The 25,926-nt window shown below is 70.6% G+C and carries 28 protein-coding genes; 16 read left to right on the plus strand and 12 right to left on the minus strand.

From position 1 onward, the window contains the following. The first annotated feature begins 48 nt into the window (after positions 1–48). The 5 genes from ASG91_RS00230 (at position 49) to ASG91_RS00250 (ending at position 6,938) form a co-directional block, all read left to right on the plus strand. Entirely contained in the window at positions 49–642 is a 594-nt protein-coding gene (locus tag ASG91_RS00230; protein WP_056921176.1) for a hypothetical protein, read from the plus strand. Beyond that, positions 639–1,475: a hypothetical protein gene (locus ASG91_RS00235; protein WP_056920626.1), complete on the plus strand. Its 837-nt coding sequence runs from the start codon at positions 639–641 to the stop codon at positions 1,473–1,475. Before ASG91_RS00230 ends, ASG91_RS00235 begins: the two co-directional genes overlap by 4 nt. Positions 1,476–1,631: 156 nt before the next feature. Further along, complete coding sequence (locus tag ASG91_RS00240) at positions 1,632–3,776, plus strand: MMPL family transporter (RefSeq protein WP_235545289.1); 2,145 nt, start codon at positions 1,632–1,634, stop codon at positions 3,774–3,776. A 72-nt stretch (positions 3,777–3,848) separates the two neighbouring features. After that, complete coding sequence (locus ASG91_RS00245; protein ID WP_056920627.1) at positions 3,849–4,859, plus strand: aldo/keto reductase family protein; 1,011 nt, start codon at positions 3,849–3,851, stop codon at positions 4,857–4,859. A 174-nt stretch (positions 4,860–5,033) separates the two neighbouring features. Next, positions 5,034–6,938, plus strand: a complete 1,905-nt coding sequence (locus tag ASG91_RS00250) for a S8 family serine peptidase (RefSeq protein ID WP_056920628.1) — start codon at positions 5,034–5,036, stop codon at positions 6,936–6,938. A gap of 139 nt (positions 6,939–7,077) precedes the next feature. On the opposite strand, the gene ASG91_RS00255 is transcribed toward ASG91_RS00250, so the two are convergent. The 3 genes from ASG91_RS00255 to ASG91_RS00265 form a co-directional block, all read right to left on the minus strand. Beyond that, entirely contained in the window at positions 7,078–7,413 is a 336-nt protein-coding gene (locus ASG91_RS00255; protein ID WP_056920629.1) for a hypothetical protein, read from the minus strand. 135 nt (positions 7,414–7,548) lie between these two features. Beyond that, positions 7,549–8,523, minus strand: a complete 975-nt coding sequence (locus tag ASG91_RS00260) for a TIGR03086 family metal-binding protein (protein WP_056920630.1) — start codon at positions 8,521–8,523, stop codon at positions 7,549–7,551. Next, positions 8,520–8,825, minus strand: a complete 306-nt coding sequence (locus ASG91_RS00265) for a helix-turn-helix transcriptional regulator (RefSeq protein ID WP_056920631.1) — start codon at positions 8,823–8,825, stop codon at positions 8,520–8,522. The genes ASG91_RS00260 and ASG91_RS00265 overlap by 4 nt, the downstream gene beginning before the upstream one ends. Before the next feature lie 323 nt (positions 8,826–9,148). Between ASG91_RS00265 and ASG91_RS00270 the strand changes: the two genes are divergently transcribed. Continuing rightward, the gene (locus ASG91_RS00270; protein ID WP_056920632.1) at positions 9,149–10,549 is read left to right on the plus strand and encodes an HNH endonuclease signature motif containing protein; all 1,401 of its coding nucleotides are present in this window, start codon (positions 9,149–9,151) and stop codon (positions 10,547–10,549) included. Between the two features lie 220 nt (positions 10,550–10,769). On the opposite strand, the gene ASG91_RS00275 is transcribed toward ASG91_RS00270, so the two are convergent. From ASG91_RS00275 to ASG91_RS00285, 3 genes are all read right to left on the minus strand, one after another. Continuing rightward, complete coding sequence (locus ASG91_RS00275) at positions 10,770–11,711, minus strand: RNA polymerase sigma-70 factor (RefSeq protein ID WP_235545290.1); 942 nt, start codon at positions 11,709–11,711, stop codon at positions 10,770–10,772. Then, on the minus strand, positions 11,708–12,661 hold the full coding sequence (locus ASG91_RS00280; protein ID WP_056920633.1) for an NAD(P)-dependent oxidoreductase: 954 nt from the start codon (positions 12,659–12,661) through the stop codon (positions 11,708–11,710). The genes ASG91_RS00275 and ASG91_RS00280 overlap by 4 nt, the downstream gene beginning before the upstream one ends. Before the next feature lie 86 nt (positions 12,662–12,747). Then, positions 12,748–13,095 (minus strand): MerR family transcriptional regulator, encoded by a 348-nt coding sequence (locus ASG91_RS00285; protein ID WP_056920634.1) that lies wholly within the window; start codon positions 13,093–13,095, stop codon positions 12,748–12,750. Positions 13,096–13,221: 126 nt separating this feature from the next. Between ASG91_RS00285 and ASG91_RS00290 the strand changes: the two genes are divergently transcribed. Continuing rightward, positions 13,222–13,644, plus strand: coding sequence for an Hsp20/alpha crystallin family protein (locus ASG91_RS00290; protein WP_056920635.1), 423 nt, complete (start codon positions 13,222–13,224; stop codon positions 13,642–13,644). A 175-nt stretch (positions 13,645–13,819) separates the two neighbouring features. On the opposite strand, the gene ASG91_RS00295 is transcribed toward ASG91_RS00290, so the two are convergent. Further along, complete coding sequence (locus ASG91_RS00295; protein ID WP_056920636.1) at positions 13,820–15,172, minus strand: MFS transporter; 1,353 nt, start codon at positions 15,170–15,172, stop codon at positions 13,820–13,822. A gap of 198 nt (positions 15,173–15,370) precedes the next feature. On the opposite strand from ASG91_RS00295, the gene ASG91_RS00300 reads away from it, so the two are divergent. The 4 genes from ASG91_RS00300 to ASG91_RS00315 all read left to right on the plus strand — a co-directional run bounded on the left by ASG91_RS00300 (position 15,371) and on the right by ASG91_RS00315 (position 17,947). Next, positions 15,371–16,246 (plus strand): LysR substrate-binding domain-containing protein, encoded by an 876-nt coding sequence (locus ASG91_RS00300; RefSeq protein ID WP_056920637.1) that lies wholly within the window; start codon positions 15,371–15,373, stop codon positions 16,244–16,246. A 176-nt stretch (positions 16,247–16,422) separates the two neighbouring features. Further along, positions 16,423–16,941 carry a hypothetical protein gene (locus ASG91_RS00305; RefSeq protein WP_056920638.1) on the plus strand — a complete coding sequence of 173 codons (519 nt, stop codon included), beginning with the start codon at positions 16,423–16,425 and terminating at the stop codon, positions 16,939–16,941. Positions 16,942–17,076: 135 nt separating this feature from the next. Further along, the gene (locus ASG91_RS00310; RefSeq protein ID WP_056920639.1) at positions 17,077–17,502 is read left to right on the plus strand and encodes an SRPBCC domain-containing protein; all 426 of its coding nucleotides are present in this window, start codon (positions 17,077–17,079) and stop codon (positions 17,500–17,502) included. 166 nt (positions 17,503–17,668) lie between these two features. Further along, entirely contained in the window at positions 17,669–17,947 is a 279-nt protein-coding gene (locus tag ASG91_RS00315) for a hypothetical protein (RefSeq protein WP_056920640.1), read from the plus strand. A gap of 70 nt (positions 17,948–18,017) precedes the next feature. Here ASG91_RS00315 and ASG91_RS00320 read toward each other — a convergent pair whose 3' ends face one another. Together ASG91_RS00320 and ASG91_RS00325 are read right to left on the minus strand one after the other, a co-directional pair. Then, positions 18,018–19,016 (minus strand): hypothetical protein, encoded by a 999-nt coding sequence (locus ASG91_RS00320; protein WP_056920641.1) that lies wholly within the window; start codon positions 19,014–19,016, stop codon positions 18,018–18,020. Between the two features lie 169 nt (positions 19,017–19,185). Then, complete coding sequence (locus ASG91_RS00325; protein ID WP_056920642.1) at positions 19,186–19,518, minus strand: TfoX/Sxy family protein; 333 nt, start codon at positions 19,516–19,518, stop codon at positions 19,186–19,188. Positions 19,519–19,638: 120 nt separating this feature from the next. Between ASG91_RS00325 and ASG91_RS00330 the strand changes: the two genes are divergently transcribed. Together ASG91_RS00330 and ASG91_RS00335 are read left to right on the plus strand one after the other, a co-directional pair. Continuing rightward, positions 19,639–20,250: a DUF6318 family protein gene (locus tag ASG91_RS00330; protein WP_157605883.1), complete on the plus strand. Its 612-nt coding sequence runs from the start codon at positions 19,639–19,641 to the stop codon at positions 20,248–20,250. Between the two features lie 308 nt (positions 20,251–20,558). After that, a complete protein-coding gene (locus ASG91_RS00335; protein WP_157605886.1) occupies positions 20,559–21,131 on the plus strand; it encodes a hypothetical protein in 573 nt (190 codons plus the stop codon). Positions 21,132–21,169: 38 nt separating this feature from the next. Here the strand turns inward: ASG91_RS00335 and ASG91_RS00340 are convergent, their stop codons facing one another. Continuing rightward, entirely contained in the window at positions 21,170–21,394 is a 225-nt protein-coding gene (locus ASG91_RS00340) for a hypothetical protein (RefSeq protein ID WP_056920645.1), read from the minus strand. Between the two features lie 151 nt (positions 21,395–21,545). Further along, positions 21,546–21,845 (minus strand): hypothetical protein, encoded by a 300-nt coding sequence (locus ASG91_RS00345; protein WP_056920646.1) that lies wholly within the window; start codon positions 21,843–21,845, stop codon positions 21,546–21,548. Positions 21,846–21,992: 147 nt separating this feature from the next. On the opposite strand from ASG91_RS00345, the gene ASG91_RS00350 reads away from it, so the two are divergent. Continuing rightward, entirely contained in the window at positions 21,993–22,421 is a 429-nt protein-coding gene (locus tag ASG91_RS00350) for a hypothetical protein (RefSeq protein WP_056920647.1), read from the plus strand. A 67-nt stretch (positions 22,422–22,488) separates the two neighbouring features. After that, positions 22,489–22,692 carry a DUF4177 domain-containing protein gene (locus tag ASG91_RS00355; protein WP_056920648.1) on the plus strand — a complete coding sequence of 68 codons (204 nt, stop codon included), beginning with the start codon at positions 22,489–22,491 and terminating at the stop codon, positions 22,690–22,692. Positions 22,693–22,709: 17 nt separating this feature from the next. Here ASG91_RS00355 and ASG91_RS00360 read toward each other — a convergent pair whose 3' ends face one another. Next, positions 22,710–23,525 carry a TetR/AcrR family transcriptional regulator gene (locus ASG91_RS00360; protein WP_056920649.1) on the minus strand — a complete coding sequence of 272 codons (816 nt, stop codon included), beginning with the start codon at positions 23,523–23,525 and terminating at the stop codon, positions 22,710–22,712. Positions 23,526–23,693: 168 nt separating this feature from the next. On the opposite strand from ASG91_RS00360, the gene ASG91_RS00365 reads away from it, so the two are divergent. After that, entirely contained in the window at positions 23,694–25,925 is a 2,232-nt protein-coding gene (locus tag ASG91_RS00365; RefSeq protein ID WP_056921179.1) for an efflux RND transporter permease subunit, read from the plus strand. Position 25,926 lies beyond the last annotated feature (1 nt).

A 25,926-nucleotide genomic window follows, 5' to 3' on the forward strand; every position in this document is an offset into this window, starting at 1 on the left:
GCGTTGTCAGCGGCCCGCAGGCGGAGAGTCAGGTGCGCCGTGACCAAGATGCGTAGCCACAGCCCCCGAGACTTCGATCCCGTCGTGCTCGGGCACCACGAGACCCTCGCGTGGGCCAGCTACTACCGGCGCGAGTGGTGGCCGGCGCTGCGGTCGTTCGTCGGGATGATCGACCAGGGCTTCGGGCTCGGGCCACGCCGCACGTTCATCGGCGCGTGGCACGTGCTGAAGGCCAACAAGGCGTGGGCGCCGGTGCCCACCAACGATCCTGACGCCGCGCGTGCCTCGATGCGCCGGTTCTACGAGCTCGTCCTGGCGCACTCCGACCTCGACTTCGACCCGCTCCGCGCCTCGGAGCTGGAGGTCGAGTGGTGGCGGGTCCACCGGGCGCACCAGCGCGACGACGCGGCCACCAGGGGCGAGCTCGAGCGCGCCCTCGTCGACCTCTACTCCTACGTCTACTCCGCGCCGCCCGAGTCGATGCACGAAGCCGCCCGCTGGCGCGCCGAGGCGATGGACCTCTCGGACGCCTGGGTCGACGCCGGCTGCGACCTCGACGACCCACGCCTGGCTGCCGAGCGCCGCGCGTTGGTCGCCTCGTACGCCGCGTTGCTCGACTCGGTCTCCCGGGTGCCGTCATGAAGCGCGACGACCGAGTGCTCACTGCCACCAAGGCACTCTCCGCGTTCATCGCGCCCTTCCTGCTCGTGGCCTTCGTGATCCTCTACGGCTTCACGGGCGATACCGCGCGCCTGTGGTCGTGGCAGATCCAGTCGCACATGACCTCGATGCTGCTGGCCTCCGCCTACCTCGGGGGCTGCTACTTCTTCCTCCGCGTCCTCCTGGTGGAGCGGCGGTGGGCGGAGGTGCGCGCCGGTTTCGTGTCGGTGGCGGTGTTCGCCAGCCTGCTGGGCATCTCGACGGTCATCCACTGGGACAAGTTCTCGCACGGCAAGGTCGCCTTCTGGTTGTGGGCCGGCCTCTACTTCACGGCACCCTTCCTCGTCGTCGCTGCTTGGCTCGCCAACCAGCGGTATGCCGCGCCGCCGGCCCCGGACGCCCCTCGCCTCGGCCGGGTGGCCCGGCGAGTCGTGGGCGGCACGGGCGCCCTTGCCCTCGTCACCGGGCTGTTCCTCTTCCTCGCACCCGAGCTGGCGATCCCGGTCTGGCCGTGGCCGCTCACCCCGCTGACCAGCCGAGTCGTAGGTGCGACGTTCTGCCTCGGCTGCGCCGGCCTCGCGGTGCTGCGTGACCCGCGGTGGGAGACGGTCCGGGTGATGCGCCGGGTGCAGCTCGTGATGTTCACCCTCATCCTCGTGGCGGTCGTGCGGGCCCGACACGAGTTCTTCACCGACCGTCCTCTGACCTGGGTGATGGGCATGGGCTTCGTCGTGATGTTCGTCGGCTCGGCCGCGTCGGCGCTGTCCCGGCCACGCGGCATACCCACTGCGGCGACTCCGCGGCATACGCCCTGATTTGCCCGAGACCTCCTCAGGGTCACCCCTGAACGCCCCCTGAACCCGCGCCCAACTCGCGCGAAAATCGTTGTCCGTCAAAGCAACCGCGGCCTACGGTGGATGACAACGTCGCCGGGCAGGGGGTGCGACCAAACTCGAGGTGAGGGACAGACGATGGCACAGACGCGGATGGCAGACGTGGGGCGCTTCGCCTGGTTCCCGTCGAGCAAGGTCACCAAGTGGTTCGTCGTCGTCTTCTGGCTGGCGATCCTCGCTGCGGCGTTCAGCCCGGCCGGCAAGCTGCAGGGCGTCCTCAACAACGAGGCCGTCGCCTGGCTGCCCGCTGACGCCCAGTCGACCCAGGTGGTCAAGCAGATCGAGGCGTTCCAGAGCAAGAACGAGTTCCCGGCGGTCATCGTCTACGAGCGCCCGGCCGGCGTCACCCAGGAGGACCAGCAGGCCGTCGCCGCGCAGGTCGCGAAGTTCAACGCCCTCGACCCGGTCAAGAGCGAGACGGTCGGCCCGATCCCCTCGCAGGACGGCAAGGCCCTGCAGGTCATCGTCCCCGTCGACGCGGGGGAGGGCGGCTGGGACACCCTCGGCGCCACGGTCAAGGACCTGCGAGCCGTGGCCGACCAGCGCCCCGACGGCCTGTCGATGCACGTCACCGGGCCGGTGGGCTACGCCGCCGACTCGTCCGAGGCGTTCTCCGGCATCGACGGCAAGCTGCTCTACTCCGCGATGGCCGTCGTCATCGTCATCCTGCTGCTGACCTACCGCAGCCCGGTCCTGTGGCTCATCCCGGTGATCTCGGCCGGCACCGCGCTCTTCGTCGCCCAGGCGGTCATCTACTTCCTCGCCAAGGACGACACGCTCACGGTCAACGCCCAGAGCTCCGGCATCCTCACCGTCATCGTCTTCGGCGCGGGGACCGACTATGCCCTGCTGCTCGTCGCCAGGTATCGAGAAGAGCTCAGGCGACACGAGGACCGGCACGAGGCGATGGCGTTCGCGCTGCACCGCGCCGGGCCGGCCATCCTCGCTTCAGGGGCCACCGTCATCGCCGGCATGCTGTGCCTGCTCTTCGCGACGATGAACTCGACCAAGGGCCTCGGCCCGGTCGCCGCCATCGGTGTCGCCGTGGGGCTGCTCGTGATGCTGACCCTGCTGCCCGCGCTCCTGGTCGTCTGCGGCCGGTGGATCTTCTGGCCGGTGCGCCCGACCTACGGCTCGGTCGACCACACCCGTGACGGGTTCTGGGCCGGGATCGGACGCCGGATCGCCAAGGCTCCCCGCCGCACCTGGGTCGTCACGTCGCTGTTGCTGGCCATCGCGTCGCTGGGCATCCTGCAGCTCAACGCCACCGGCCTCGAGAACAAGGACGTCTACTACGGCACCCCCGACTCGATCGTGGGGGAGCAGGTCGTGGCCCGGCACTTCCCGGCCGGCACCGGCTCACCGGTCATGGTGCTCGCCAACGCCGACAAGGCAGCCTCGGTGAAGACCAAGCTCGAGACGGTCAAGGGTGTCTCCACCGTCGCCGACCCGGTGACCAAGGGTGGGCGGTCGCTGATCATGGCCACCCTCACCGACGCCCCCGACTCCGACGCGGCGACCGCGACCGTCGACCGGATCCGTGACGACATCGCCGCGATCCCGGGAGCTAATGCCATCGCCGGTGGTGACACCGCCACGCGAGCCGACACGCTGCGCGCCTCTGCCGATGACAACGTGCGGATCATCCCGCTCATCCTCGGCGTGGTGCTGCTCATCCTGATCCTGCTGCTGCGCGCCCTCACCGCTCCGCTGATCCTCGTCGCGACGGTCGTGCTGTCCTACGGCGCAGCGATGGGTCTGTCGGCGCTGATCTTCCGGCACGTGCTGGGCTTCGCGGGTGCGGACTCGTCGTTGCCACTCTTCGTCTTCGTGTTCCTGGTGGCGTTGGGGATCGACTACAACATCTTCCTCATGACGCGAGTGCACGAGGAGGCCAAGGAGATCGGCACCCGACGCGGCGCGCTCGTGGGCCTCGCGGCCACCGGCGGCGTGATCACCTCGGCCGGTCTGGTCCTCGCGGGCACGTTCGCGGTGCTCGGGACGCTGCCGGTGGTGACCTTCGCCGAGATCGGGATCGCCGTGGCGCTCGGTGTCCTGCTCGACACGTTGGTCGTCCGCTCGGTGCTCGTGACCGCGCTCAACCTCGACGTCCGCGGCCGGATGTGGTGGCCGAGCGCGCTCGCCAAGCGCGACCCCGAGCTCGACCGCGCGACGCCGGCCGCCGAGGAGACGGAGGGCGCGGAGCTCCAGCCGGCCCACTAGCCCTTCAGGCAGTCCGGCGACCCAGCTCCACCCCGCGCGGCACATGTCAGCGGCGCGGCATACGGTTGAAGCATGGACTATCGATACCTGGGCAACAGCGGACTCAAGATCTCGGAGATCACCTACGGCAACTGGCTCACGCACGGCTCGCAGGTGGAGAACGACGTCGCCGCGCAGTGTGTGGCCGCTGCGCTCGACGCGGGCATCAGCACCTTCGACACCGCCGACGTCTACGCCAACACCAAGGCGGAGACCGTGCTCGGCGAGGCCCTCAAGGGCGAGCGGCGCGAGAGCCTGGAGATCTTCACCAAGGTCTACTGGCCGACCGGGCCGGGTGGGAAGAACGACACCGGGTTGTCGCGCAAGCACATCATGGAGTCGATCAACGGCTCGCTCCAGCGCCTCCAGACCGACTACGTCGACCTCTACCAGGCGCACCGCTACGACACCGAGACGCCGCTCGAGGAGACGATGACGGCGTTCGCCGACGTCGTCCGCCAGGGCAAGGCGCTCTACATCGGCGTCAGCGAGTGGACCGCCGAGCAGATCCGTGACGGCGTCGCGCTGGCCAAGGAGCTCAACATCCAGCTCATCTCGAGCCAGCCGCAGTACTCCATGCTGTGGCGCGTCATCGAGGACGAGGTCGTGCCGACGTCGCGCGAGCTCGGCGTCAGCCAGATCGTGTGGAGCCCGATCGCGCAGGGTGTGCTGACCGGCAAGTACCAGCCCGGCCAGAAGCCGCCGGAGGGTTCGCGCGCCGCTGACGAGAAGGGCGGCGCCGACATGATCAGCCGCTTCATGAACGACGACGTGCTCACCCGCGTGCAGGGCCTCAAGCCGGTCGCCGACGAGGTCGGCCTGACCATGGCGCAGCTGGCCGTCGCCTGGGTGCTCCAGAACGACAACGTCGCCGCCGCGCTCGTCGGCGCATCGCGTCCCGAGCAGGTGCACGAGAACGTCAAGGCCGCTGGCGTGAAGCTCGAGCCCGCGCTGATGGCCAGGATCGACGACGTCCTCGGCGACATCGTCGAGCGCGACCCCGGCAAGACCAAGGAGACGTCGCCGCAGGAGCGCGTCGCCTGACCCAGCACCACAGCCGAGGGGTATGCCGCGTGGTCACCAGGCGGCATACCCCTCTGTTTGCGTGGCTGGCCGCCGGTCGTGCCCCCTGAGTCCCCGGGCGTTTCGCGGCAGCCGCGTAACCCGGAGCACCTGCGTCGCGTTGACGCAGGGCACCTACTGCTCCGTGGAGGAACCATGCTTCGCACGTCCCACCGCGCGACGACAGCCGCGCTCACCGGCGCGACCGCCCTCGCCCTCATCATCACCGGCGGGTATGCCGCCGGCGCGGCCTCCGCGACGACCGTCACCCTCAGTCCGGGTGACGCTGTCGCGGCGGCGCTCGCCGGGGACACGCCGGGCCTGGCCCGGCTGCTCGACAACGGCACGCCGAGTGGACGCGCGATCGCGACCTTCGACGGCACCCCCACGGCGACGCAGGTGACCGCCCTCAAGGCCCTCGGCCTCACGGTCCAGCCCATGAAGCGGCTCCCGCTCGCGCTGGTCAGTGGCACCGTGGCGCAGTTCCGCTCGGCGGTCACGACGGGCGTGGCGAACGACGTGTACCCGGACGAGAGCATCGACCTGCTCGACACGACCTCCTCCGACGCGATGGGCGGCGCCGCGCTGCGGGCCAAGGGGCTCACCGGCAAGGGCGTCACGGTCGGTGTCGTCGACTCCGGTTGCGACGCAACGCATCCCGACCTCGCCCAGCGGGTGAAGCACAACGTCTCCCTCGTCAGTGGTGAGTACGCCAACCTCCCGGCCGACTCGTCGACGACGCTCGTCGTGCCGGCGGACCAGGGGCCGTACTCGAACACCGACCTCGGCTCGGGACACGGCACCCACGTCGCCGGGATCATCGCCGCCGACTCCAGCTCGGTCACCGACGGCTCGCGCTACGGCGTCGCCCCGGATGCGGACCTGGCCTGCTTCGCGATCGGTGCGGTCCTGTTCACGACCGCTGTCGTCACCGCCTACGACTACATGCTCGACCAGCCCGACCTGCTCGGCATCGACGTCGTCAACAACAGCTGGGGCAACTCCTACCGCCAGTTCGACCCGCGCGACCCGGTGGCCGTGGCGACCAAGGCCGTGGTGGACCAGGGCGTCACCGTCGTCTTCGCGGCCGGCAACTCCGGCTCCGAGAACGCCGAGCTCAGCCTCAACCCGTTCAGCCAGTCCCCGTGGGTCATCTCGGTGGCGGCCGGTTCGGTGGACCGGCACCGCGGCGACTTCTCCTCGAACGGGCTGACCCACGACAACTCCCAGCCGACCGGCATCACGGCCGGTGGCCACACGGTCTACACGGGCGACCGGATCGGGCTCGTGCACCCGGACGTGACAGCCCCGGGCGTCGACATCTCCTCGACGTGCGACACCACCGGCACCGTGGTCGGTCCGTGCCCGCCCGGTGAGAACACCACCGCCTCCGGCACGTCGATGGCCTCCCCGCACATCGCCGGGGCAGCGGCCGTGCTCAAGCAGGCCAACCCGGCGCTCACGCCCGACCAGGTCCGGCTCGCGCTCCAGGCGACCGCCAGCCCCGTCACGAACGACGACGACACCGGCACGTTGCCGTTCTGGCAGATCGGCTACGGCTACGCGAACCTCGACAAGGCCGTTGCCCTGGTCAGCAGTCGCAGCTGGGCCAAGGACCTCGCCAGGGCCAGCACCCAGGCCGACGCGCGGGTCCTGGCGGCTGACGGCTGGAAGGTCGCCCGCGGTGACTTCTGGACCTACGACAGCCCGCGCGCCACGGTCGGCGGCACGGACAGCCACACCTACACCGCACCGGTGGGCGCGGGCGTCACGTCGCTGAAGGTCTCGCTGTCCCACCCGTCGCTGGCTGCCGTCGGCATCAACGGCACCAGCTACACGGTCACGGTCAAGGACCCGTCGGGTGCCGTCATCGGCACCTCGACCGAGTCCTTCACCGCAGGTGCCGGCACGGCGACCGTCCAGGTGCCGGTGACCTCGCCGGGCACCTACACCTTCGATGTCGTGGGCAACTACGCCGTCTCCGACCCCGACACGCTCGACTCCGACAGTGTCGGTGGGCGGATGGTGACCCTGCACGTGGCCCAGCTGCAGAAGGGCTGAGCCACCCGGGACTGACGGAGCGGTATGCCGCGTGGTGACCACGCGGCATACCGCTCCGTCCTGCGCGGGCGCGGTGTGGCGGGCGCGGTGTGGCGGGCGCGGTGTGTGGCGGGCGCGGACCGGCGTCGCGCCCGCTCGGTCACATACCGGGGACGGGCTGGGCGGCGTGGATCTCGATGGTGCAGCCGCCGGGCATGTTCAGGTGCGGGTGGCCCTCGGCCAGCGCGAGCGCCGCCTGCTGGTCCGCGGCCTCGATGATGCTGTAGCCCACGACGTCACTGGTCGCCGGCGAGCTGCCCTCGGGGGTGACGCGCACGCCGTCGGCCAGTGGGGTCCCGAGGTCGACCAGGCCCTCACCGACGCGCCCGGCCCAGTCCATCCACTGACCCATGACGGCTTCCATCTCGGCGGGGTCGGTGGGGGTGTTCTCGGCGGGGGTGGTGGGGGCGTGGTAGATGAAGAGGAACTTGCTCATGACTGGATCTCCTTGGTGGGTGGGGCGCTGTCGTGGGTGGGGCTCTGTCGTGTGTGGGGCTCTGTCGTGTTTGGGACTTGCGATGAGGTCAGACCGTGACGCGTGGTGCGCTCAGGCGGACGAGGCCCGGCCCGCTCAGGCGCGGATGGGGGCGCGGCCCGCGTAGGCGGCGAAGCGCTCGACCGCGTCGCTGTCCGCGCCGGCAGTGACCTCGTCGGCGAAGGAGCGGCCCCGGCCCTGGGCGATGACGTCGCGGGTCAGGTGGTGGATGTAGGTGACGACCTCGTCGGAGACGTTGAGCTTCTGGCCCGAGGCCTGGGCGAGGTCCCAGCCGTGCAGCAGCAGCTCCAGCGGCAGGATGCTGGCGAGGAACGCGGCCGGGGCGTCGCCACGGGGGGTGGCGACGGTGCCGTCGAGGTCGACTGCCCGCCACGCGGTGATCGCCTGGCCGGTGAGGGTGGAGACCTTGTCCTCCAGCGAACCCTGCTCGGGGACGGTCAGCGAGGCGCCGGCCATCCCGCCGAGCCGGACCAGCGAATCCAGCAGGTGCACGGCGAGCTGGTGGGCGGTGAAGTCGGCGCAGGGGGTGGGCTTGGGCTGGTCCTCGGGGGTGAGGGCCCGCAGCACCGGCTGGATGGCGGCCAGGGCTGCCTCGGCGGCCACCAGCGGGGTGAGGCCTTCGGGTGCCCACGCCCACTCGTCCTGACCGGCGTCGCCGGTGGTGGCAAGGCGCTCGAGCCGCTCGAAGAAGTGGTCCCAGCCTTCGGCGTGCATCGCGGCCTGCTCCTCGGTGAGACCCTCGTGCACGAGCGTGACCTGGGAGCCCTCGGCGACCGGCTCGATGGTGATAGTCACGGTGGAGGCGTCCTTGGGGAGCTCCGGGTTCTCGTCCCAGCCCCAGCCGAACACCACGCGACGGCCGGGCTCGACCTCGTGGTAGGTGCCTTCCGCGATGTGGCCCGGAGTGACGGTCCAGCGGTAGGACCCGCCGGCCCGGAGGTCGACGGTCGCCGTCACGGTCTGCCAGCGACGCAGCCGCTCCGGCTCGGTGACGAGGGCGAACGCCTCGTCGGGGGAGACGGGCAGGACAACGGACTTGGTGAAGCTCATGGTGTTCCCTTCAGGCGGTGCGCGTCGGCGACGAGCTGGTCGAGTTCGGAGGTCCAGAACCGGTCGATCTCGGCCTGCAGCTGCTGCAGCCCGGTCGGCACGACCCGGTAGATCCGCGTGCGCCCGACCTTCTCCGCCTCCACGAGGCCGGCATCGGCAAGCACCAGGAGGTGCTGGCTGATCGCGGACCTGGTCACCGTGAACTCGCCGGCCAGGTCCGTGACGCCCCGTGGCCCTCGGGCCAGGAGTTGCAGGATCCTGCGGCGGCTCGGCTCGGCGGCGGCGGAGAGTGGGTCAGTCACAACACCCAATACGTTAGTCGTCACTAACGCATCTGTCCAGACCGTGAGGTCTGCAGGCGGTCGGTTGAGGTGGCGTTGGAGGTCGCCCTGGAGGTCGCCCTGGAGGTCGCCCTGGAGGTCGCCCTGAGGTCGCCCTGGAGGTCGCCTGACTGGTGTCCTGTGGACAACTGATGCCGATACGGCGCCGTATCGGCGCGATATCGCATCACTGGTTCACAGACGTCACACGCGGTCGCATCCGTCGTGAATCTGACTGTGGTGCAACGGAATTCGCTTCCCCTGCCTCGCGTTCGGCTGTCAGTGGTCCGGTCTACGGTTATTCCATGGCACTCGCACCCGACAGCGCGTCAGCCGGCGGACTCGGTCCCGACCGGCCGGTGCTGACTGCCGCCCACGACGCGAGCGAGGCCTTGGCGGGTGCTCAGCCGGAGCGGCTGTGGGCGCTGTCCGACGCCGAGCTCGAGGAGGCGCTGACCACCATGGGTCAGCTGCACGGGAGCGTCGAGGCCCAGCTGGCGGCGATGGTGACTGAGGCCAGGTCTCGGGGGCTGGGGGTCGGCGAAGGTTGGGGTCCTCAGGACTGGGCTCGGATGAAGGCGCCGGGTCTGGGCACGCGATTGTTGGCCGACCTCGACACGGTCGCCACGGCGGCCGACGAGCCTCGCCTGGCGCAGGTCCGGGAAGCCGTGGCGGCGGGGACCGATCCGGGCGCCACCGATGCTCTTCCCGTGGCCAAGGCGGCGATGCTCGTGCGGTTCCACCGCGGGGCGCGTGGGCTGGCCGATCCGCAGCACCTGGAGGACGCCACCGCCGAGCTGCTCTGGGGAGCGCGAGGCCATGACGGGATGCCTGAGAAGACGCTCGCGATCGCGATCCGCCGCACGGCCGACCTGTTGCGACCTGACCAGCTGGTGGAGCACGAGGCCGAGGTTCGACGCGCCCACCGCTCGTTGGACAAGTCGAAGGGCGCGCTCGGCATGTGGCGCTACACCCTGCTGCTCGACGACGAGGGCGCCGCGATCGTCGACGCCGCCGTCGATGCGCTGGCCAAGCCCCAGAAGGACCCGGACACGGGCGACAACGACCCACGCACTCCGGGTGCGCGACGGGCGGACGCCATGCTCGACCTGGTGCGGCGAGCGGTGAGCGCCCCGGACGGCGTGCCCCGTCAGGCCAAGACGAGCCTTGTGGTCACGATCAAGCTCGACGAGCTCCAGCAGCTGTCTCGTGGTGCCGGACTCACGGTCGGCGGCGAGCCGCTGCCCATCGAGACGGTGCGGCGCCTGGCGTGTGACGCCCAGGTCATCCCGGCCGTGCTCGGCACCCACGGCGAGATCCTCGAACAAGGTCGGGCCGAGCGGCTGTTCAACCGTGCGCAGATCCGCCATCTCTGGCTGCGGGATCGACACTGCACCTTCCCGGGGTGCACCAGACCCGCGAGCTGGTGCGACGCCCACCACCTCCTGCACTGGGCCGACGGCGGTCCCACCGACACCAGCCATGGCGCGCTCCTGTGCCAGCGGCACCACACCGTCGTGCACACCAACCGCTACGCCGGCGAAGTCGTCGAGGGGTCGAGCGGCCCGTTCGTGAAGTGGGACCTGACACCGGAGTCCTACGACGTCCAGCTCGCGCAGTGGCGCAGCGCCCAGCCCCCTGGGGATCACGGCGCGGATGGCGTCGACGCCGAGGAGCGCGATGGCGCGCCGCCGCCGCAACGATGACCCCGCTCCACACCCCGCCCGGACCGGCGGGGCGCGAAGCATGTCCGGGGCGCGGGACGCGGGGACGCGGGGACGCGGGGACGCGGGGGCGGGGTCGCCGGGGGCGGGGGCGCCGGGTCTCTGGGCTGCCGGGATGCGTGGCTGCTGGTGCCGAGGCCCACAGCCAGCGGTGGCGGGGTATGCCGCGTGGTGACCACGCGGCATACCCCGCGCCGCGGGCTCAGCGAGCGGACTGGATGATCGCCACCACGTCGCCGACCTCGCCGAGGTGGGCGAGCTTGTCGGGGTTGACGATCGAGCGGATCCCGGTGATCTCGCCCTCGGTGATGTCGAGCGACCACACCCCGAGCACGCGGTCCTGGTCGTCGACGTAGATCGCGCCAGGCCCGCCGTTGATCTCGACCGGGCGCATCGACACCTGCGGGAACCGCGCCAGCGCCCGCAGCCAGTTGCCCAGGGTGCGCGCGACGCGACTGCGGCCGCGCAGCGACCGGGCCAGGGCCGGCACCTTGCCGCCTCCGTCGCCGGTCAGTTCCACGTCGTGGGCGAGCAGCGACTCGAGCGCGGCGAGGTCGCCGTCGTGGGCGGCGGCGAAGAAGCGCGACGCCAGCTCACGCTGCTGCTCGCGCGTGGTGGTGAACCGCGGCCGGCGCGTCTTGACGTGCTGACGCGCCCGGCTGGCGAGCTGGCGGACGTTGTCCTCGGTCTTGCCGACGATGTCGGTGATCTCGGTGTACCCGTAGCCGAACACGTCGTGCAGCAACAGCACCGCGCGTTGTTCGGGGGAGAGGCTCTCGAGCAGCACCAGCATCGCCAGCGACAGCGAGTCGGCGGTCTCGGCCTGCCGCGCCGGGTCGTCGGGCGCACCCGAACCGTCGGTGATGATGGGTTCGGGCAGCCACTCGCCGACGTAGCGCTCGCGGCGAGCACGGGCCGACTTCAGCTCGTTGATCGCCAGCCGGGTGGTGATGGTGGCGACGAAGGCGCGCGGCGAGGCGATCTCCTCGCCGGCGTCGAGCGACTGGTGCACCCGCAGCAGTGCCTCCTGCACGACGTCCTCGGCCTCCGAGACGCTGCCGAGCATCCGGTAGGCGATCGCGAACGACGTCGGGCGCAGCGCGTCGAGCAGCTCCTCGCGATCCTTCAGGGGGCCGTCGGTCACGTCCGCACCCGTTCGGTGGAGGTCAGCTCGGCGAACCCCTGCCGCCAGCTCGGGTGCGAGGGCTCCCAGCCGAGCTCGCGCTTGGCCTTGGCGTTCGAGGCGCCCCGCAACTCGGTCATCATCGCCACTCCGATCTCCCCGGTCAGCAACCGTCCCACGAACCGCGGCACGTGCATCGGCTCCTTCGCCCCCAACGTACGCGCCAGGACGGGCAGCCACTCGGCGACCTTCGCGGGTTCGTCGTCGACGACGTTGTAGACCCCGCGGTGACCGTGGTCGATCGCCGCGACGGTCGCCTCGGCAGCGTCGGCGATGTGGATGAACGACCACACCGCACCGCCGTTGCCCACGACCGGGAACTTGCGCTGCCGCACGGCGTCGGTCTGCTCCCCGTCGGGTCCGAGCGACGTGCCGGGCCCGTAGAAACCGCCGTAGCGCAGCACGATCCCCTCGGTCCAGGTGGCCGCGAGGACTGCGTCCTCGACGTGCTTGATGGCCGCGACCGTCTGGCGCATCTCCTTGGCCGCCCCGACGCCGAACGTGTCCTCCTCGGTCTTCACCAGTCCGCCGACGCGTTCGTATGCCGCGAAGAAGCTCTGCGCGACGAACCGCTTCACCCCGACGGCCTGACCGGCCGAGAGCAGGTGGTCGGTGCCCTCGCGGCGGAGCCGGTTGGTCATCGCGAACGCCTGGTCGAAGTGGCGCAGGTCCATCGGGCCGATCGAGGTCAGCTGGTGGACGATCACGTCGGGCTGCGCCCGCCCGACCGCCTCGGCGACCTGGTCGGCGTCGAGGGCGTCGGCCACGACCGGCTCGGCACCCAGATCGCGGAGCAGCTGCTGCTTCGACGCACTCCGCGTCATCCCCGTGACCTCGTGGCCTGCCCGCACCAGCAACGGCACGAGCTGCTGGCCGATGGCTCCGGTGGCTCCTGCGACGAACACCTTCATGGTTCTCCCTCGTCTTTCGATCTCGACTCGATCCTCGGTGATGTCCTGCACCAACTCAGACAAGACAGCTCGCCCGGCTGTGACAGTCAGGGTTGGTCGCGCTGCCGACGCAGGCGTGCGTTGTCCTCCTGCAGCTCGGTGTTGCGGCGCCTGAGACCACGGTTGCGGTGGCTCAGGTCCGCGTTGTCGTCCTGCAGGTCGAGCACCATGGCGACCGCGGCGAGGGTCACCCCGGACTCGACCAGCTCACTGACCCGGGCGATGCGGGCCAGGTCCGCGTCGCTGTAGCGGCGGGTCCCGCCCTCGGTCCGCTCGGGAGTCACCAGGCCCTTCTCCTCGTAGAGACGCAGGGTGGGGACGGGCAGGCCGACGAGCTCGGCCGCGACCGAGATCGCGTACAGCGGACGGCTCGACGGCTGCGGTTGCTCGGTCACGACTGCCTCACCCGAGCGCTTGACAAAACGGCACTTGTCGATCTACAAAATCTATAGCCCATGACTGAGATTCTAGGAGACACAGTCAGGGAAGGAAATAGGCCCTCATCCTTGGAGGTGGTTGTGATGCTGATGCGGACTGACCAGTTCCGCGAGCTGGACCAGCTGGCCCAGCAGGTCTTCGGGACGATGGCTCGTCCCACGGTGATGCCCATGGACGCGTGGCGCGAGGGCGACACCTTCGTCGTCGAGTTCGACCTCCCGGGCGTCGACCCCGGTTCCATCGACCTCGACGTGGAGCGCAACGTGCTCACCGTCAAGGCCGAGCGCCAGCGGCTCGACGACGACGTCGACACCATCGCCACCGAACGGCAGCGCGGGGTGTTCAGCCGGCAGCTGTTCCTCGGCGACACCCTCGACGTCGACCGGGTGGAGGCGACCTACGTCAACGGCGTGCTCCGGCTGACCATCCCGGTGGCCGAGCAGGCCAAGCCACGCAAGATCGAGATCAGCTCAGGCGACCGCCAGCAGCACGCGATCTCGGCCTGACGCTGCGGCCACACCAGCTGTCCCCGTCGACCCAGCCGCTCCGGGTGCCGCACCCCCGGGGGCGCTGTCGGCTCAGTTGGGCTCCTTCGTGAGCCCCGGGTCGGCGGGGACTGGCTGCTTCCAGCCGGCCTCGCGACGGTGACGTCGAAAACTAGGGCCGGGGGAGGAGGCCGTACTAGGGGCGCGGGAGCAGGGACGGGCGAGGCAGGTGGATCGCCACCGAGGTGAGACCGAGCCGCAGCGATGCAGCCCGAGCGAGGTGCCGGCACACCAGGAGCGTGACGACTGCCGGGACCGCCCCCGACGCGAGAAGGGCCGTGCGGGCCCCGTAGGTCTCGGCCAACCACCCCACCACCGGTCCGCCCACCGCGCCGCTGCCGATGAAGACCAGCAGGTAGAGCCCGACGACGCGGCCACGCAGGTGGTCGACGGCTGCGAGCTGGACCAGGGACTGCGCCGACGTGAGGAAGCCGAGGTTGGCCGCGCCGACCGTGACCAGAAGGATCGTGAAGACCTCCTGTCCCGGTGCGGCCGCCGTCACGAGCAGGGCTGCGGCCAGCGTGGAGCCGGCGACCCCGACCGTGCGCAGACGCGGCTGCTGCCGACGACGCGCCGTGGTCAGCGCGCCCGCGAGGGCGCCCAGCGCGACGACACCGTTGAGCAGACCCAGCCCCGAGGCTCCGGAGTGGAACACGTCCTTGGCGTAGGCGGCGAGCGTCACCGGCAGGCTGATCGTGAAGAAGCCGAAGGCGCCGACCATGACGACGGGCCACAGGACGCTCGGGGTGTGCACGGCATACGACAGCCCGGCCCGGACCCCGGGCGCGCGACCACTCGCGCCGACGCGCGCGGCAGCCGCACGGCGGGCAGCGCGGACCTCCACTCGGGTGGGCGTGCCGCGCATGCACAACATCGCGACGACGGGTCCCACGAAGGACACCGCGTTGACGACGAACGCCCAACCGGCACCGACCGTGCTCATCAGGAGGCCGCCGAGGACCGGCCCGGCCATCGCCCCGATCTGGAAGGTGCAGGAGACGAGGCTGATGGCGTTCGCGAGCTGGGGGCCGTCGACCACCTCGGACACGAACGACTGGCGCACCGGGTTGTCGAGCGCCGCGACCGTCCCGAGGACGGCGGCCAGCAGGAAGACGTGCCAGACCTCGACCCGACCGCTGAGGGTCAGCACGGCCAGGGCGGTCGCTGTCAGCATCATCGAGACCTGCGTGCCGAGGAGCAGCTGGCGCTTCGGGAGGCGGTCGGCCAGCAGGCCGGCGTGCAGCCCGAACAGCAGGGTGGGCGCGAACTGGAACGCCGTGACCACCCCGACCGCGGTCGGGCTGTCGGTCATGGTCAGGACGAGCCAGTCCTGGGCGATGCGCTGGACCCACCCACCGGTGCCCGAGAGCAGCAGACCGGACAGCAGCAACCGGAAGTTGCGGTTGGCGAGGGAGGGGAAGGTGCGCGAGAAGTGTTGGGGGAGTAGTGGTGTGGAGATGCGGACAGAGGCAGCGTCGGTGGAGCTCAAGGGTCGTCCCGGGAAGGTAGCGTCGTGGTCGGGTGGAGTCGGGTGGCGGGGATCGGTGCAGTCAGGCTGGCCGCACGAGGTCCAGTCTCGCCCGGTCAACGGCGCGGCGCAGTATTCTCATCCAGAATCAGTCCTATAAGTGTCATGCAGCATCGCAATGACAACTCGCAATGACACGTCGTCGAGAGGACCAGTGCCGTGTACGACCCGGAGCTGCTGCGCACGTTCGTCGCCGTCGCCCAGTCGCTGAGCTTCACCCGAGCCGGCGAGACCCTGGGGCTGCGTCAGCCGACGGTCAGCCAGCACGTGCGTCGCCTCGAGGACGCGGTGGGGCGGCCGCTGTTCGTCCGCGACACCCGGAGCGTCGCCCTGACGTCCGACGGCGAGGCGATGGCGGCGTTCGCCCGCGACATCCTCGCGGCGCAGGAACGAGCGGTCGGCTACTTCACCGGCTCCCACCTGCAGGGGCGGCTGCGGTTCGGGGTCACCGACGACCTCGCGCTCACGCCGCTGCCCCGCATCCTGCGCGACTTCCGCCAGCTCTACCCGCGGATCGACCTCGAGCTCGCGGTTCTCCAGAACGAGTCCCTGGTGCGGCGGATCGAGTCGGGCCACCTCGACGTCGCGTTCGTCAAGCGCGGCGCCGACGCCCCGCGGACCACCCGCGGGCAGCTCGTCCGGCGGGACCAGCTGGTCTGGTGCGGCATCAGCTCGACCCGGATCGAGCCCGAGCAGCCGGTCCCGCTGGTCGTCTACCAGGCGCCGAGCCTGAGCCGTGCGGTCAGCGTGCAGGCCCTCGAGAAGGTCGATCGACGCAGCCGGATCACCTGCACGGTCCGCGGGGTCAACGGCGTGCTCGCCGCAGTCCGCGCGGGGCTCGGGGTCGCCGTGATGGCCCGGACCCTCATGCCGGCCGACCTCGTGGAGGTGCCGTCGACAATCGGACTGCCCAAGCTGCCGCACCTCGACCTGGTCCTGCTCACGAACCGCAGCGCCCCCGCCGAACCGGCCAAGGCCCTCACGTCCGCCATCCTCGCGAGCGGCGCGCCCCTCACCACCGTGACGGCCGGCTGAGCCGCTCGAGGCGAGGTATGCCGCGTGGTGCCCACGCGGCATACCCCGGGCGCCTCAGGCATCCGTCGCAGGCACGGTCACCCATGCGTGGGAGCCGGGCGCCGACGACCGCGCCTAGCGTCGGCCGAGGGCTGACACCCAGCCCGCTGGACGACACGAGGCCCGAGGAGACACCCATGAGACCTGCCCGCGTCGCAGCCGCCGCCGTACTGGCACTGGCCGCTGCCATCACCATCCCCGCCAGCTCCGCCTCCGCGGCGGAGCTGCCCGCACCCGAGATCGCCTGGGTCGGCCAGCAGGTCGTCGCCAACGGCAGCGACGCGTACATCCAGGCGAAGTTCCGCTGCTGGGGTGGCGAGACCGGCACCCACCTCTGGGCCTCGATCAAGCAAGGCGGCGCCGACCCCACCGCGGAGGGCTCCGGCATGCTGTCGGACGCCTGGTACGACACCAACTACCAGTACGCGAACGACCCTGCTGGGCAGACGATCCAGTGCGACGGCCGGTGGCACGTCAACCGCTTCACGGTGAAGCTCGTGGACCACCCGTTCGGGGCGCCCTACGTCTCGGGCACGCTCGCCAACGGCGCCGCCTGGGTGCAGTTCTGCGTGTTCGACTCCAGTGCCACCGACGACAACTTCCCGACCGGCTTCGCCTACGACTACGGCTGGAAGACCGTCATCGCCCAACACTGACCGCGCCCGGAACTTTGCACGGCAACCCCGAGAAATGATGCGTCGAGGGGTTGCCGACAGCGCCCACACGCGGTCGACTGTCGGGTGTGGGTCACGCCCACCCGGGGCGCGGCCAGCTCGGACGGAGGTCTGCACATGAGCAGTGAGGTCGACACGCTGACGGACGACGACGTCGACGACCTGGAGGCTGGCGTGCACGCCAGCCACGCGGTCTCGGCGCCGCCCACCCAGGTCTGGCAGCACCTGGTCAGTCCCGCCGGCACCGAGGCGCTCCTCGGCGACGGCGCGCGGATCGGCAACAAGGGCGAGCCGTGGCGCGCGTCCGACGGTTCGTATGGCGTGGTGCGCAGCATCCACCCCGTCGAGCAGGTGCGGGTCACCTGGCACCCGCACGACGACGGGCCGCTGAGCATGCTCGACGTCCAGCTCCATCCCGACGGCGACTCGACGCGGGTCGAGGTCTACCACGAGGGCCGTGGCATCGCCGGTGACCCGCGCGGCGACAAGGCGCACTGGGACGAGGCGCTCGGCCGGTTCGTCGGAGGGATGCCGGGCGCCTGAGCCCGAGCCTGACCCCGAGACTGAGCCCGAGCCCGAGACTGAGCCCGAGCCCGAGACTGAGCCCGAGCCCGAGCCCGAGCCCGAGCCCGAGCCCGAGCATCCGCGCGAGAGCGTTCTCCATCGATCGACGGAGGCGCGTCTCGTCCGTCAGGAGCACCATCAGGTCATGGCTGAGGTGGACAGGATCGATTCGGGTGACACCTGGGTGATCTACGAGGGCCCGCCGTTCGTCGACCCGACGATCGGGCGGCACGGCTCCTTCGTCGACATCTGCTTGTCGCTCAACGACGCCGAGCTCGTGCAGCTGTGCGGCTACTGGGAGTGGCGCGCCGACCTGGCGGCCAGGGACATCGACCGCTGGTGGTGCTGGACCGTCGTGCGGTTCGGCCGTCGTCTCCTCGCCAACCAGGGCGGGACGCACCAGCGTCGACACCAGCCGCACTGACCGACGAGCTCGGCGCGCCGGAGCGGCGAGAGGATCGGCGCGGCGGCGCGGCGTGGCGGAGCGGCGCCGCTCAGGGCGAGTCGGGCGTGAGGTCGTAAGGGCACCCGCCTGACCCCAGCGCGGCCAGGCCCGCGAGGTCGCCCCTCCCGAACTCCGTGGCCGTGCCGTTGCTGGCGACCATCACCTGCGTGGGATTGTCCACGTGGGTCAGGCCGACCAGGTGCGCCAGCTCGTGCATGACGACGGCGCGCGCCCGGGCGTGCCCGTTGGGACGCTGCAGGATCTCGGCGAGCTGCGGCCCGTCGAGGTCGACCGAGCCGCCGACGTACTTCTCCCGGTCGAGGCTGTTCCCGAAGCGGTGCACCGGTCCGCCCAGTCCGACGATGGATCCCTTGAGGCCCGGCACCACCTCCGGCGTGGTCCAGGCGATGAGCACTGGTGCGCGAGCACTGCCCGGCAGCCCGTTGGTCAGGTCGCGGGCGCTCTTCGCCGGCCTCGGGACCTGGGTCGTGGGGCCGGCGACGTGCAGCCGCAGGCCGCTCGCCGCGTTGACGCGTTCGACGGCCTCGGCCAGCAGGGTGTCGGACCCCTTGGGCGCGGCTGCGCTGTTCACGACGAGCTCGATGGGCAGGCACGGGTCCCACGTCACCGGCGCCCCGCGTGAGGTCGTGTTCATGAAGACGTAGGCGGTCGGGTCGTCGTACGCCCTGGTCGCAGTGCGAGGAGCCAACCCCACAGCCCGGAACACGACCGCGCCGCCCACCAGTGCGACCACGATGGCGGCGATCAGCACGGTCGTGAGGGTGCCCGGGGTGCCGGACCGTCGGGGGGTGGGCTGCGCCGGAGCCCAGGCGCCGGGGTGGTGCGCCGGGACCGGTGCTGGCGCCGGCTGGCGCCGCTGGAGCACCTGGGGACGACCAGCGCGCCGGTCAGCGAGGCAGTGCAGGCAGATGACCTCGTCCCGCGCGGGGTCGAACCCGGCGCGCTCGCCGGCACCCATCTGCTCGCCGCACCGGCACACCGAGCCGTCCGGCACCGAGACCACCATGATCCCGTCGCTTTCGCGCACCCCGCCCACTCCTTGCTCACGCCCCTGGCCGCTCGACCTCAGTGTCGAGGACCCGAGGATTCTGGACCATCCCTCGTGGTCGGTATGCCGCTTCCGTGCACTTACGTCCGAACGGCCGACAGCTGGTCCGCAAGCCTCGCGCCCACTCGGTGCGTCCTCCTGGCCCTGCCTACTTGTGCGGCAGGGTCCGGGCGTACTCCACGCTCCGCTCGACCCACTCGCGCAGGTCGTCGTCGCCCTCGAACCCTGCGTCGTCGACGCGCAGCCACCCCTTCATCGCCTTGCCGCGCATCTCGAACGGCCGCACCGCGTCCCGCTCGAGCAGCTGGTCCGCCACGTCCTCGTCGAGCCGCACCATCAGCCCGCCCTTGCTGCTCGCGGCCACCGACATGTTCCCGTTGACCAGGAAGGCCAGCCCGCCAAACATCTTCTTCTCGGTCACGTCGAGGTCGCCGACCACCAGGTCCCGGATCCGCTGTGCCACCCGCTCGTCATACGCCATGTCGTCATTGTGGCGGCCGCTGCGCGTCCAAGGGTGTGGACAACGAGAGTTCGGGTGCGCGAGTTTGCCTACACTGGCGTGCGTTCGAGTTGACTGAGTGGTCGGAGGGGGAGTCCACGAGTGAGTTCCAAGCACGGGTATGCCGCGGCGCTCAGCCTGCTTGTCGCGTGCGGGTTGGGTGCACTGGCGGGTTGCACCGGCGGGGCAGCCGACCCACCCGCGACCGGCAACGGCACGGCGGCCACCGGCGCGACGACCCCTCCGCCAGCCAGCTCCTCCCCACCGACCACGACGACATCCACCACCACGACTCCCGGAGCGGTGCAGATCCCCGAAGCGGCCAGGGCTCACACCGAAGCCGGAGCCGAAGCCTTCGTGAAGTTCTACATGGAGACAGCCAACCGGGCATGGGTAGAGCCGAATGCAACCCTGCTTCCGCCGTTGAGCGACTCTGGGTGCCTCTCCTGCCAGGAGATTCAGAAGACGGCCGTGGCGCTGGTCCGCGATGGTCAGCACTACGAGAGCAGCCCGGTGACGGTGACCAGAGTGGCCGCATTCGATGGGGCGCCGAAAGGTCAGCAGTACGTGCGACTGTTCATGACGCAGCACAGGGTCAACGTCGTTGACACGGCAGGCAAGGTGGTGCTGACGGACCCGAAACAGTCTTTGGCCCGCACGGCCGGAGTTATCTGGAAGGAGACGTCATGGCGAATGTACGGAATCGCCGACTAGCCGCGATCCTCCTTGCGACCCTCTCGTTCGCGCTGGCAGATCCGGCGCAGGCGGCTGGTGGGATCGGGGGCTCCACAACCAGCGACGGCGCGAGAATGACCTGGATGAATCGCCAGGATCTACGGGCCATCAAGACCAGCTCAGCTGCAGATCGTGGCAGTGAGGTAGCCGTTCGTTACGAGTACACCTCAGTCGCGAACTGTGGTTCGAACACTCCAAATTCCACGTCGCCGAATGACTTTTGCGCGGGTGCCACCCTGGCGTGTCAGGGGCGGGGTGACCAGGAAGGGCTCGGGCCGAGTGTGCGGTTGTTCCGGCGAACCGTGAACGCCGCCGGGGCGCCCACCGGGCCGTGGGTCCAGTACGGCATCACGTGCTTCCCCGAGGATGCCCCCGGCCCGGTCCGACCGCGGGTGACGATGGCCATGGTGCTTGCCGCCTTCCACGATACGGACTTCGCCAAACCCACCCTCGACGTGCAGCCCCGCGGCAACGTCACCCTGGTCACGCTGCCCACCTACTTCCAGACCAGCTGGCCCCAGAGCGGGTACCAGCCGGGGGAGATCGACGAGGTCGACCCGGCGCGCATGGCGGGGTTCCGGGTCGAGATCCGGCCGAGGGTCAAGAGCATCACCTACGACTACGGCGACGGTTCCACGAGCGGTGCGACCACCTCACTCGGTGGCCCCTATCCGGAGGGCGACATCACCAGGACCTACACCCGCGCCGGCGACTTCACCGTCCGGGCGGATGTCACCTACTCCGGCCAGTTCCGCGTGAACGGCGGCCAGTGGATCGACATCCCGGGAGACGTGACCATCCGCGGGCCCGCCGAGAACCTCACCGTCAAGACGGCCCACGCCCGCCTGGTGTCGCACTGAACCAGCAGGGCGCGAACTGGCCGGGTGGCCCGGCCGGGTCACACGGACAGCGGCCGGAGCTCGCCGTCGAGGGTCCCCATGAGCACGATCGCGCGCAGCCGGTTGAGGAGCTGGTTCGCGTTGTCCTCGACCCGGGCGCTGTGCTGGACGGCTGCGTCGCCGGTGCAGGTGCGGTGCACGCCCTCGTCGAGGGAGGTGCCGCACACGCACCTGACGAGATGCGCACCGGCCGTGCGGTCTGGGGCGACGAGGTTGCTGTCCACGAGGAGGACGCTATGAGCGGCTCCTGGCGACCAGCCTCGCATTGGCGAGCACCCCCTCCGTTCGTCTGAGGCGAAGCTGACCGAACAGGGTGAGTTCGGGGAGATTCTGGTCGGCTGAACAGACCACCTGCACCCGGCACACACGGGGTGATCAGCGCTTTTGCATCGCCCAGGCCAACCGGATCGCCGTGCGGATCGCGTCGGCATCGCCGTCGAGGTCGGCCTGCACCTTCATGTGCTTCTCCCAGCGGGGCGGCAACCCGAACGTGTCGGGGTGGTCGTCCAGCAGCCGTTCGCGGTCCTCGAACCCCACCCTCACCAGCACCGTCCCCGGCTCGTCCTGCCGGACGACGAGGCGGTCGTCGACGTACCACGCGACCCGCCCGGGGTGGCCCTTGCGCTTGCACCCAGCCAGCGACGTGGCGTACTCGTCGATCTCGTCCAGGGTCACGGTTGGCACGCTAGCGCGGGCGACCGACGTCGGCACGTGTCGCACGAGAGGCGCGACCGAGCGCTCGGTGCTGACGCCTGCGCCGCATCCGCTGGCCGGCTGGGGATAACTTCCGGGCGAGGGCCTCGGGTGCGGCAGCATCAGGCCATGAGCTACCACGACCTTCCGCCCGACGCCCGCTCGATTCCGTTGACTGACAACGTCATCCAGTCCGACGTCATCGACCTGATCCTCGATCTCGAGCAACGTCGCGGCGGTGCCCTGGCGCTGATGCTGTGCGACGAGGCAGACCGCGGGGTGCAGCCGATCGTGCTGTCCGACCTACCACCCGACGCGCCGGCCGCCGAGCTGCGCACGCTGCTCGACCTGCTGCTGCCGATGATCGGCGAGGCCCACGGTGCGGTGCTGGTCGGGCGCGGCCGGCGGCGTGGGTTGCTGCCCACCGACAACGATCGCGCCTGGCACCAGGAGACCGTCGAGGCGTGCCGGCGCCACGCGGTGCGGCTGCTCGGCTTCTACCTCGCCTCACCCGATGGCGTCGAAGCCCTCCCCGAGCCGCTCACCAGGGCCAGCTGAGCAAAGCGCGCCGACCTCGGCGCCGGAGACCCGGCGGGCTGGTGACGGCGGGCCCTAGGCTGCGGCCATGTACGAGTACAAGGTGGTCCAGGTCCGCGAAGGCCTGATCGGCGGCAAGATGTCGGCGGACAAGCTGGAGAAGGTCCTCAACGAGTGGGCCGACAAGGGCTGGCAGGTGAAGTCCGTGACGGCCGTCGAGGTGAAGGGCCGGATCGGTCCGGGTGGCACCGAGGGCGTGCTCGTGACCTTCGAGCGCCAGCGACCCGCCTGACCGAGTGTTTCCGGCGGTCAGGCAGAGGTGGGGACGCGCTCCGCCTCGGCCCGTGCCACGGCCTGCAGCCGGGGCCACTCGTCGCTGATGTTGAGGTCGGCGCCGATGTCGAGCAGGGTCGCGGTGAACAACGCCCCGGTGCTGATCATCCCGGGGTGCACGTGCCCGAACACCTCGAGCGTCACCGTGCCGTAGAGCCGGGCCCAGGCGCGTTCGAACATCCAGACCATCCCCGGTGTGGGTGACCCGAGTCCGTGGGTCACCTCGTCCGGCTTGAGCTCGCTGCGCAGGATCTCGAGGAGCTCGGGGTCGAGCTCGTCGTCGGACGGGACGGCGAACTGGTACTTCACCCAGAGCCGTCCGAAGATCTCGCTGAAGAACGCCGCGAACAGGTGCACCCCCGAGTCCTCGGGGAGGCAGTCGGCGAGCGAGGTCATCAGCGCGGTCTTCTTGGCGCTGAGCGCCTCGTCCGAGCGCATCGCGTCGCCCGACGCGAAGACCATCTGGAACTCCGGGCGGTGGCGCAGCGCCCACGCCCGGAACGCCGCGGACGCCGCGACCACCTGCGCCGACGGGTCGTCCGCCGCCTGGTCGTCACGAGCCACCGTCATCGCGTCGACCACGTCCTCGAAGATCGACCGCGCGACGAGGGTGAGCAGCTCGGCATGGCTGTCGACGTAGCGGTACAGCGCCGGGGGAGTGAGCCCCATCTCCTGGGCCACGGCCCGGATCGAGACGTCCTCGCCGGTGCGCAGCAGTCGCCGCGACACGTCGACGATCTCGTCGAACGTCGCCTGCCGCTGGCGCTCGCGCCGCGTCGGAACCGCCGTCATCCGCCGTCTCTCCCGTTCGTAGGGACCCACCATCGCGGGTCACGAAGAGTTAACCATGGACGATCGGATTAACCCTTGACATTCGAGTTTACACCCATCACTGTTACTGGCGTAAACATCCGTGACGTGGGGTAGCAAGGACGGGATCCAGATGAAGGCGTGGTCAGCATGAAGACGTGGGGTCAGTTCGTCGCTCGGCGGTCCTGGGCCGTCCTCCTCGGTGGGCTGGCCGTGGTCCTGGTGGCCGCGGCATACGGGATCGGGGTGTTCGGCAGCCTCTCCAACGGCGGGTTCGACGACCCGGCCACCGACTCGGCCAAGGAGCTCGCACTCGAGCAGGCGACCTTCCCGGGCCGCGAGACCGACCTCGTGGTCGTCTACTCCAGCCCGACGCTGAAGGTGTCGGACGCCGCGTTCCAGAAGGCCGTGACCGACACGCTCGCCGCATTGCCCGCGAGCGACGTCGCGGGGACGGTCACCTGGTACGCCACCCAGTCCCCGGGCCTGGTCAGCACGGACGGGCACGCCACCCGCGTCATCATCACGCTGGCCGGCGCCACCCAGGACGAGAAGAGCGCCGACTGGGACGCCGTCAAGGACGACCTGTTCGCGCCCGGCCTCAGCACCAGCGTCGGCGGTCGCTGGGCGGTCTTCGGCGACGTCAACGAGCAGGTCTCCAAGGACATCGCCCGCGCCGAGTCGATCTCGCTACCGATCGTCTTCCTGCTCAGCCTGCTCATCTTCGGCAGCCTGGTCTCAGCCCTGATGCCCACCCTCGTCGGCGGCATCGCCGTGATGGGCGCGTTTGCGGTGGTCCGCCTGATCACCGGCGTCACCGACGTGTCGATCTTCTCGATCAACGTCATCACCCTGCTCGGCATGGGCCTGGCGATCGACTACGCGCTCTTCGTGGTCAGCAGGTTCCGGGAGGAGCTAGCGGTCGCGCCGGACACCTCTCGGGACAGCGTGCGCGCCGCGGTGGTCCGCACCATGACCACGGCCGGGCGCACGGTCCTGTTCTCGGGGCTGATCGTGGCCGCCTCGCTGGCCTCCCTGCTGCTCTTCCCCCAGAACTTCCTGCGCTCGATGGGCTACGGCGGCATGGCTGCGGTCCTCGTCGCGATGGTCGCGGCCCTGACCGTGCTCCCGGCGCTGCTGGGCGTGCTCGGTCCGCGCATCGAGTTCGGTCGTATGCCGTGGCGCCGCGGCTCCCGCGCCCGGCTCAGCGACGCCCGCACGCCGGACGAGCTGCACGGGACCGACCACGAGGTCGTCCACGGCGCGTGGGCCCGGGTCGCGCACAGCGTGATGCGCCGCCCGGTCGCCTACCTGGTCGTCATCGTGATCGGCCTCCTCGCCCTCGGCAGCCCGTTCCTCGGGGCGACGTGGGGGAGCGTGGACGAGCGGGTCCTGCCGGTGAGCTCCCCGAGCCGCCAGGCCGCGGACCTCCAGGCGGAGCTGTTCGGTGGGGAGACCTCCACGGCGTCGATCATGCTGCGCGGGGCGGACGAGGCGGCCACGGCGGCCTACGTCACCCGGCTGCGGGGCGTCGGCGGCGTCACCCAGGCGCAGGCGGTGGCCAGCAAGGCCGTCGACGGCTCCCAGCTCACCCTCCTGCAGGCGACCTGGAAGGGGAACTCGCAGACCTCGGCCAGCCAGGACGTCGTCAAGGGCATCCGGGCCGTCGAGACCCCGCCGGGCAGCACCGCGCTGGTGGGCGGGCCCACGGCCGACGCCGTGGACCTGATCGACTCGATCGGCGACCGCCTCCCGTGGATGGCCCTGACCGTGGCGGTGGTCATGCTCGTCCTGCTCTTCGTCGCCTTCGGCTCGATCGTGCTGCCCCTCAAGGCGATCGTGATGAACGCGGTGTCGATCGCGGCGTCGTTCGGGGTCGTCACCTGGATCTTCCAGGAGGGTCACCTGTCCGGCCTGCTCGGGTTCACCTCGCCCGGCTACCTCGACGTGACGCAGCCGATCCTGATGCTGGCGATCCTGTTCGGGCTGTCGATGGACTACGAGGTGTTCCTGCTCAGCCGGGTCCGGGAGGAGTGGGACCGCACCGGCGACAACACCCGGGCCGTCGCGGCAGGGGTGCAGCGGTCGGGTCGGATCATCACCAGCGCCGCCCTGCTGCTCGCCGTCGTCATCGGCGGGTTCGCGACCAGCGGGATCATCTTCATCAAGATGATCGGGGTCGGCATGCTCGTCGCCGTCCTGCTCGACGCCACCGTGGTGCGGGCGCTCCTGGTGCCCGCGACGATGCGGCTGCTCGGTCGGGCCAACTGGTACGCCCCCGGGCCGCTGGCCCGCTGGTGGGACCGCCACGGGCACCGGGAGGAGCTGGTCGCGGCACCGGTGCCCGCACTCCCGACCCCGGAGCTCGTACCGGCCCCCTGAC

This window comes from Phycicoccus sp. Soil802, from assembly GCF_001429605.1.
In the GTDB taxonomy this organism is placed as follows: Bacteria; Actinomycetota; Actinomycetes; order Actinomycetales; family Dermatophilaceae; genus Pedococcus.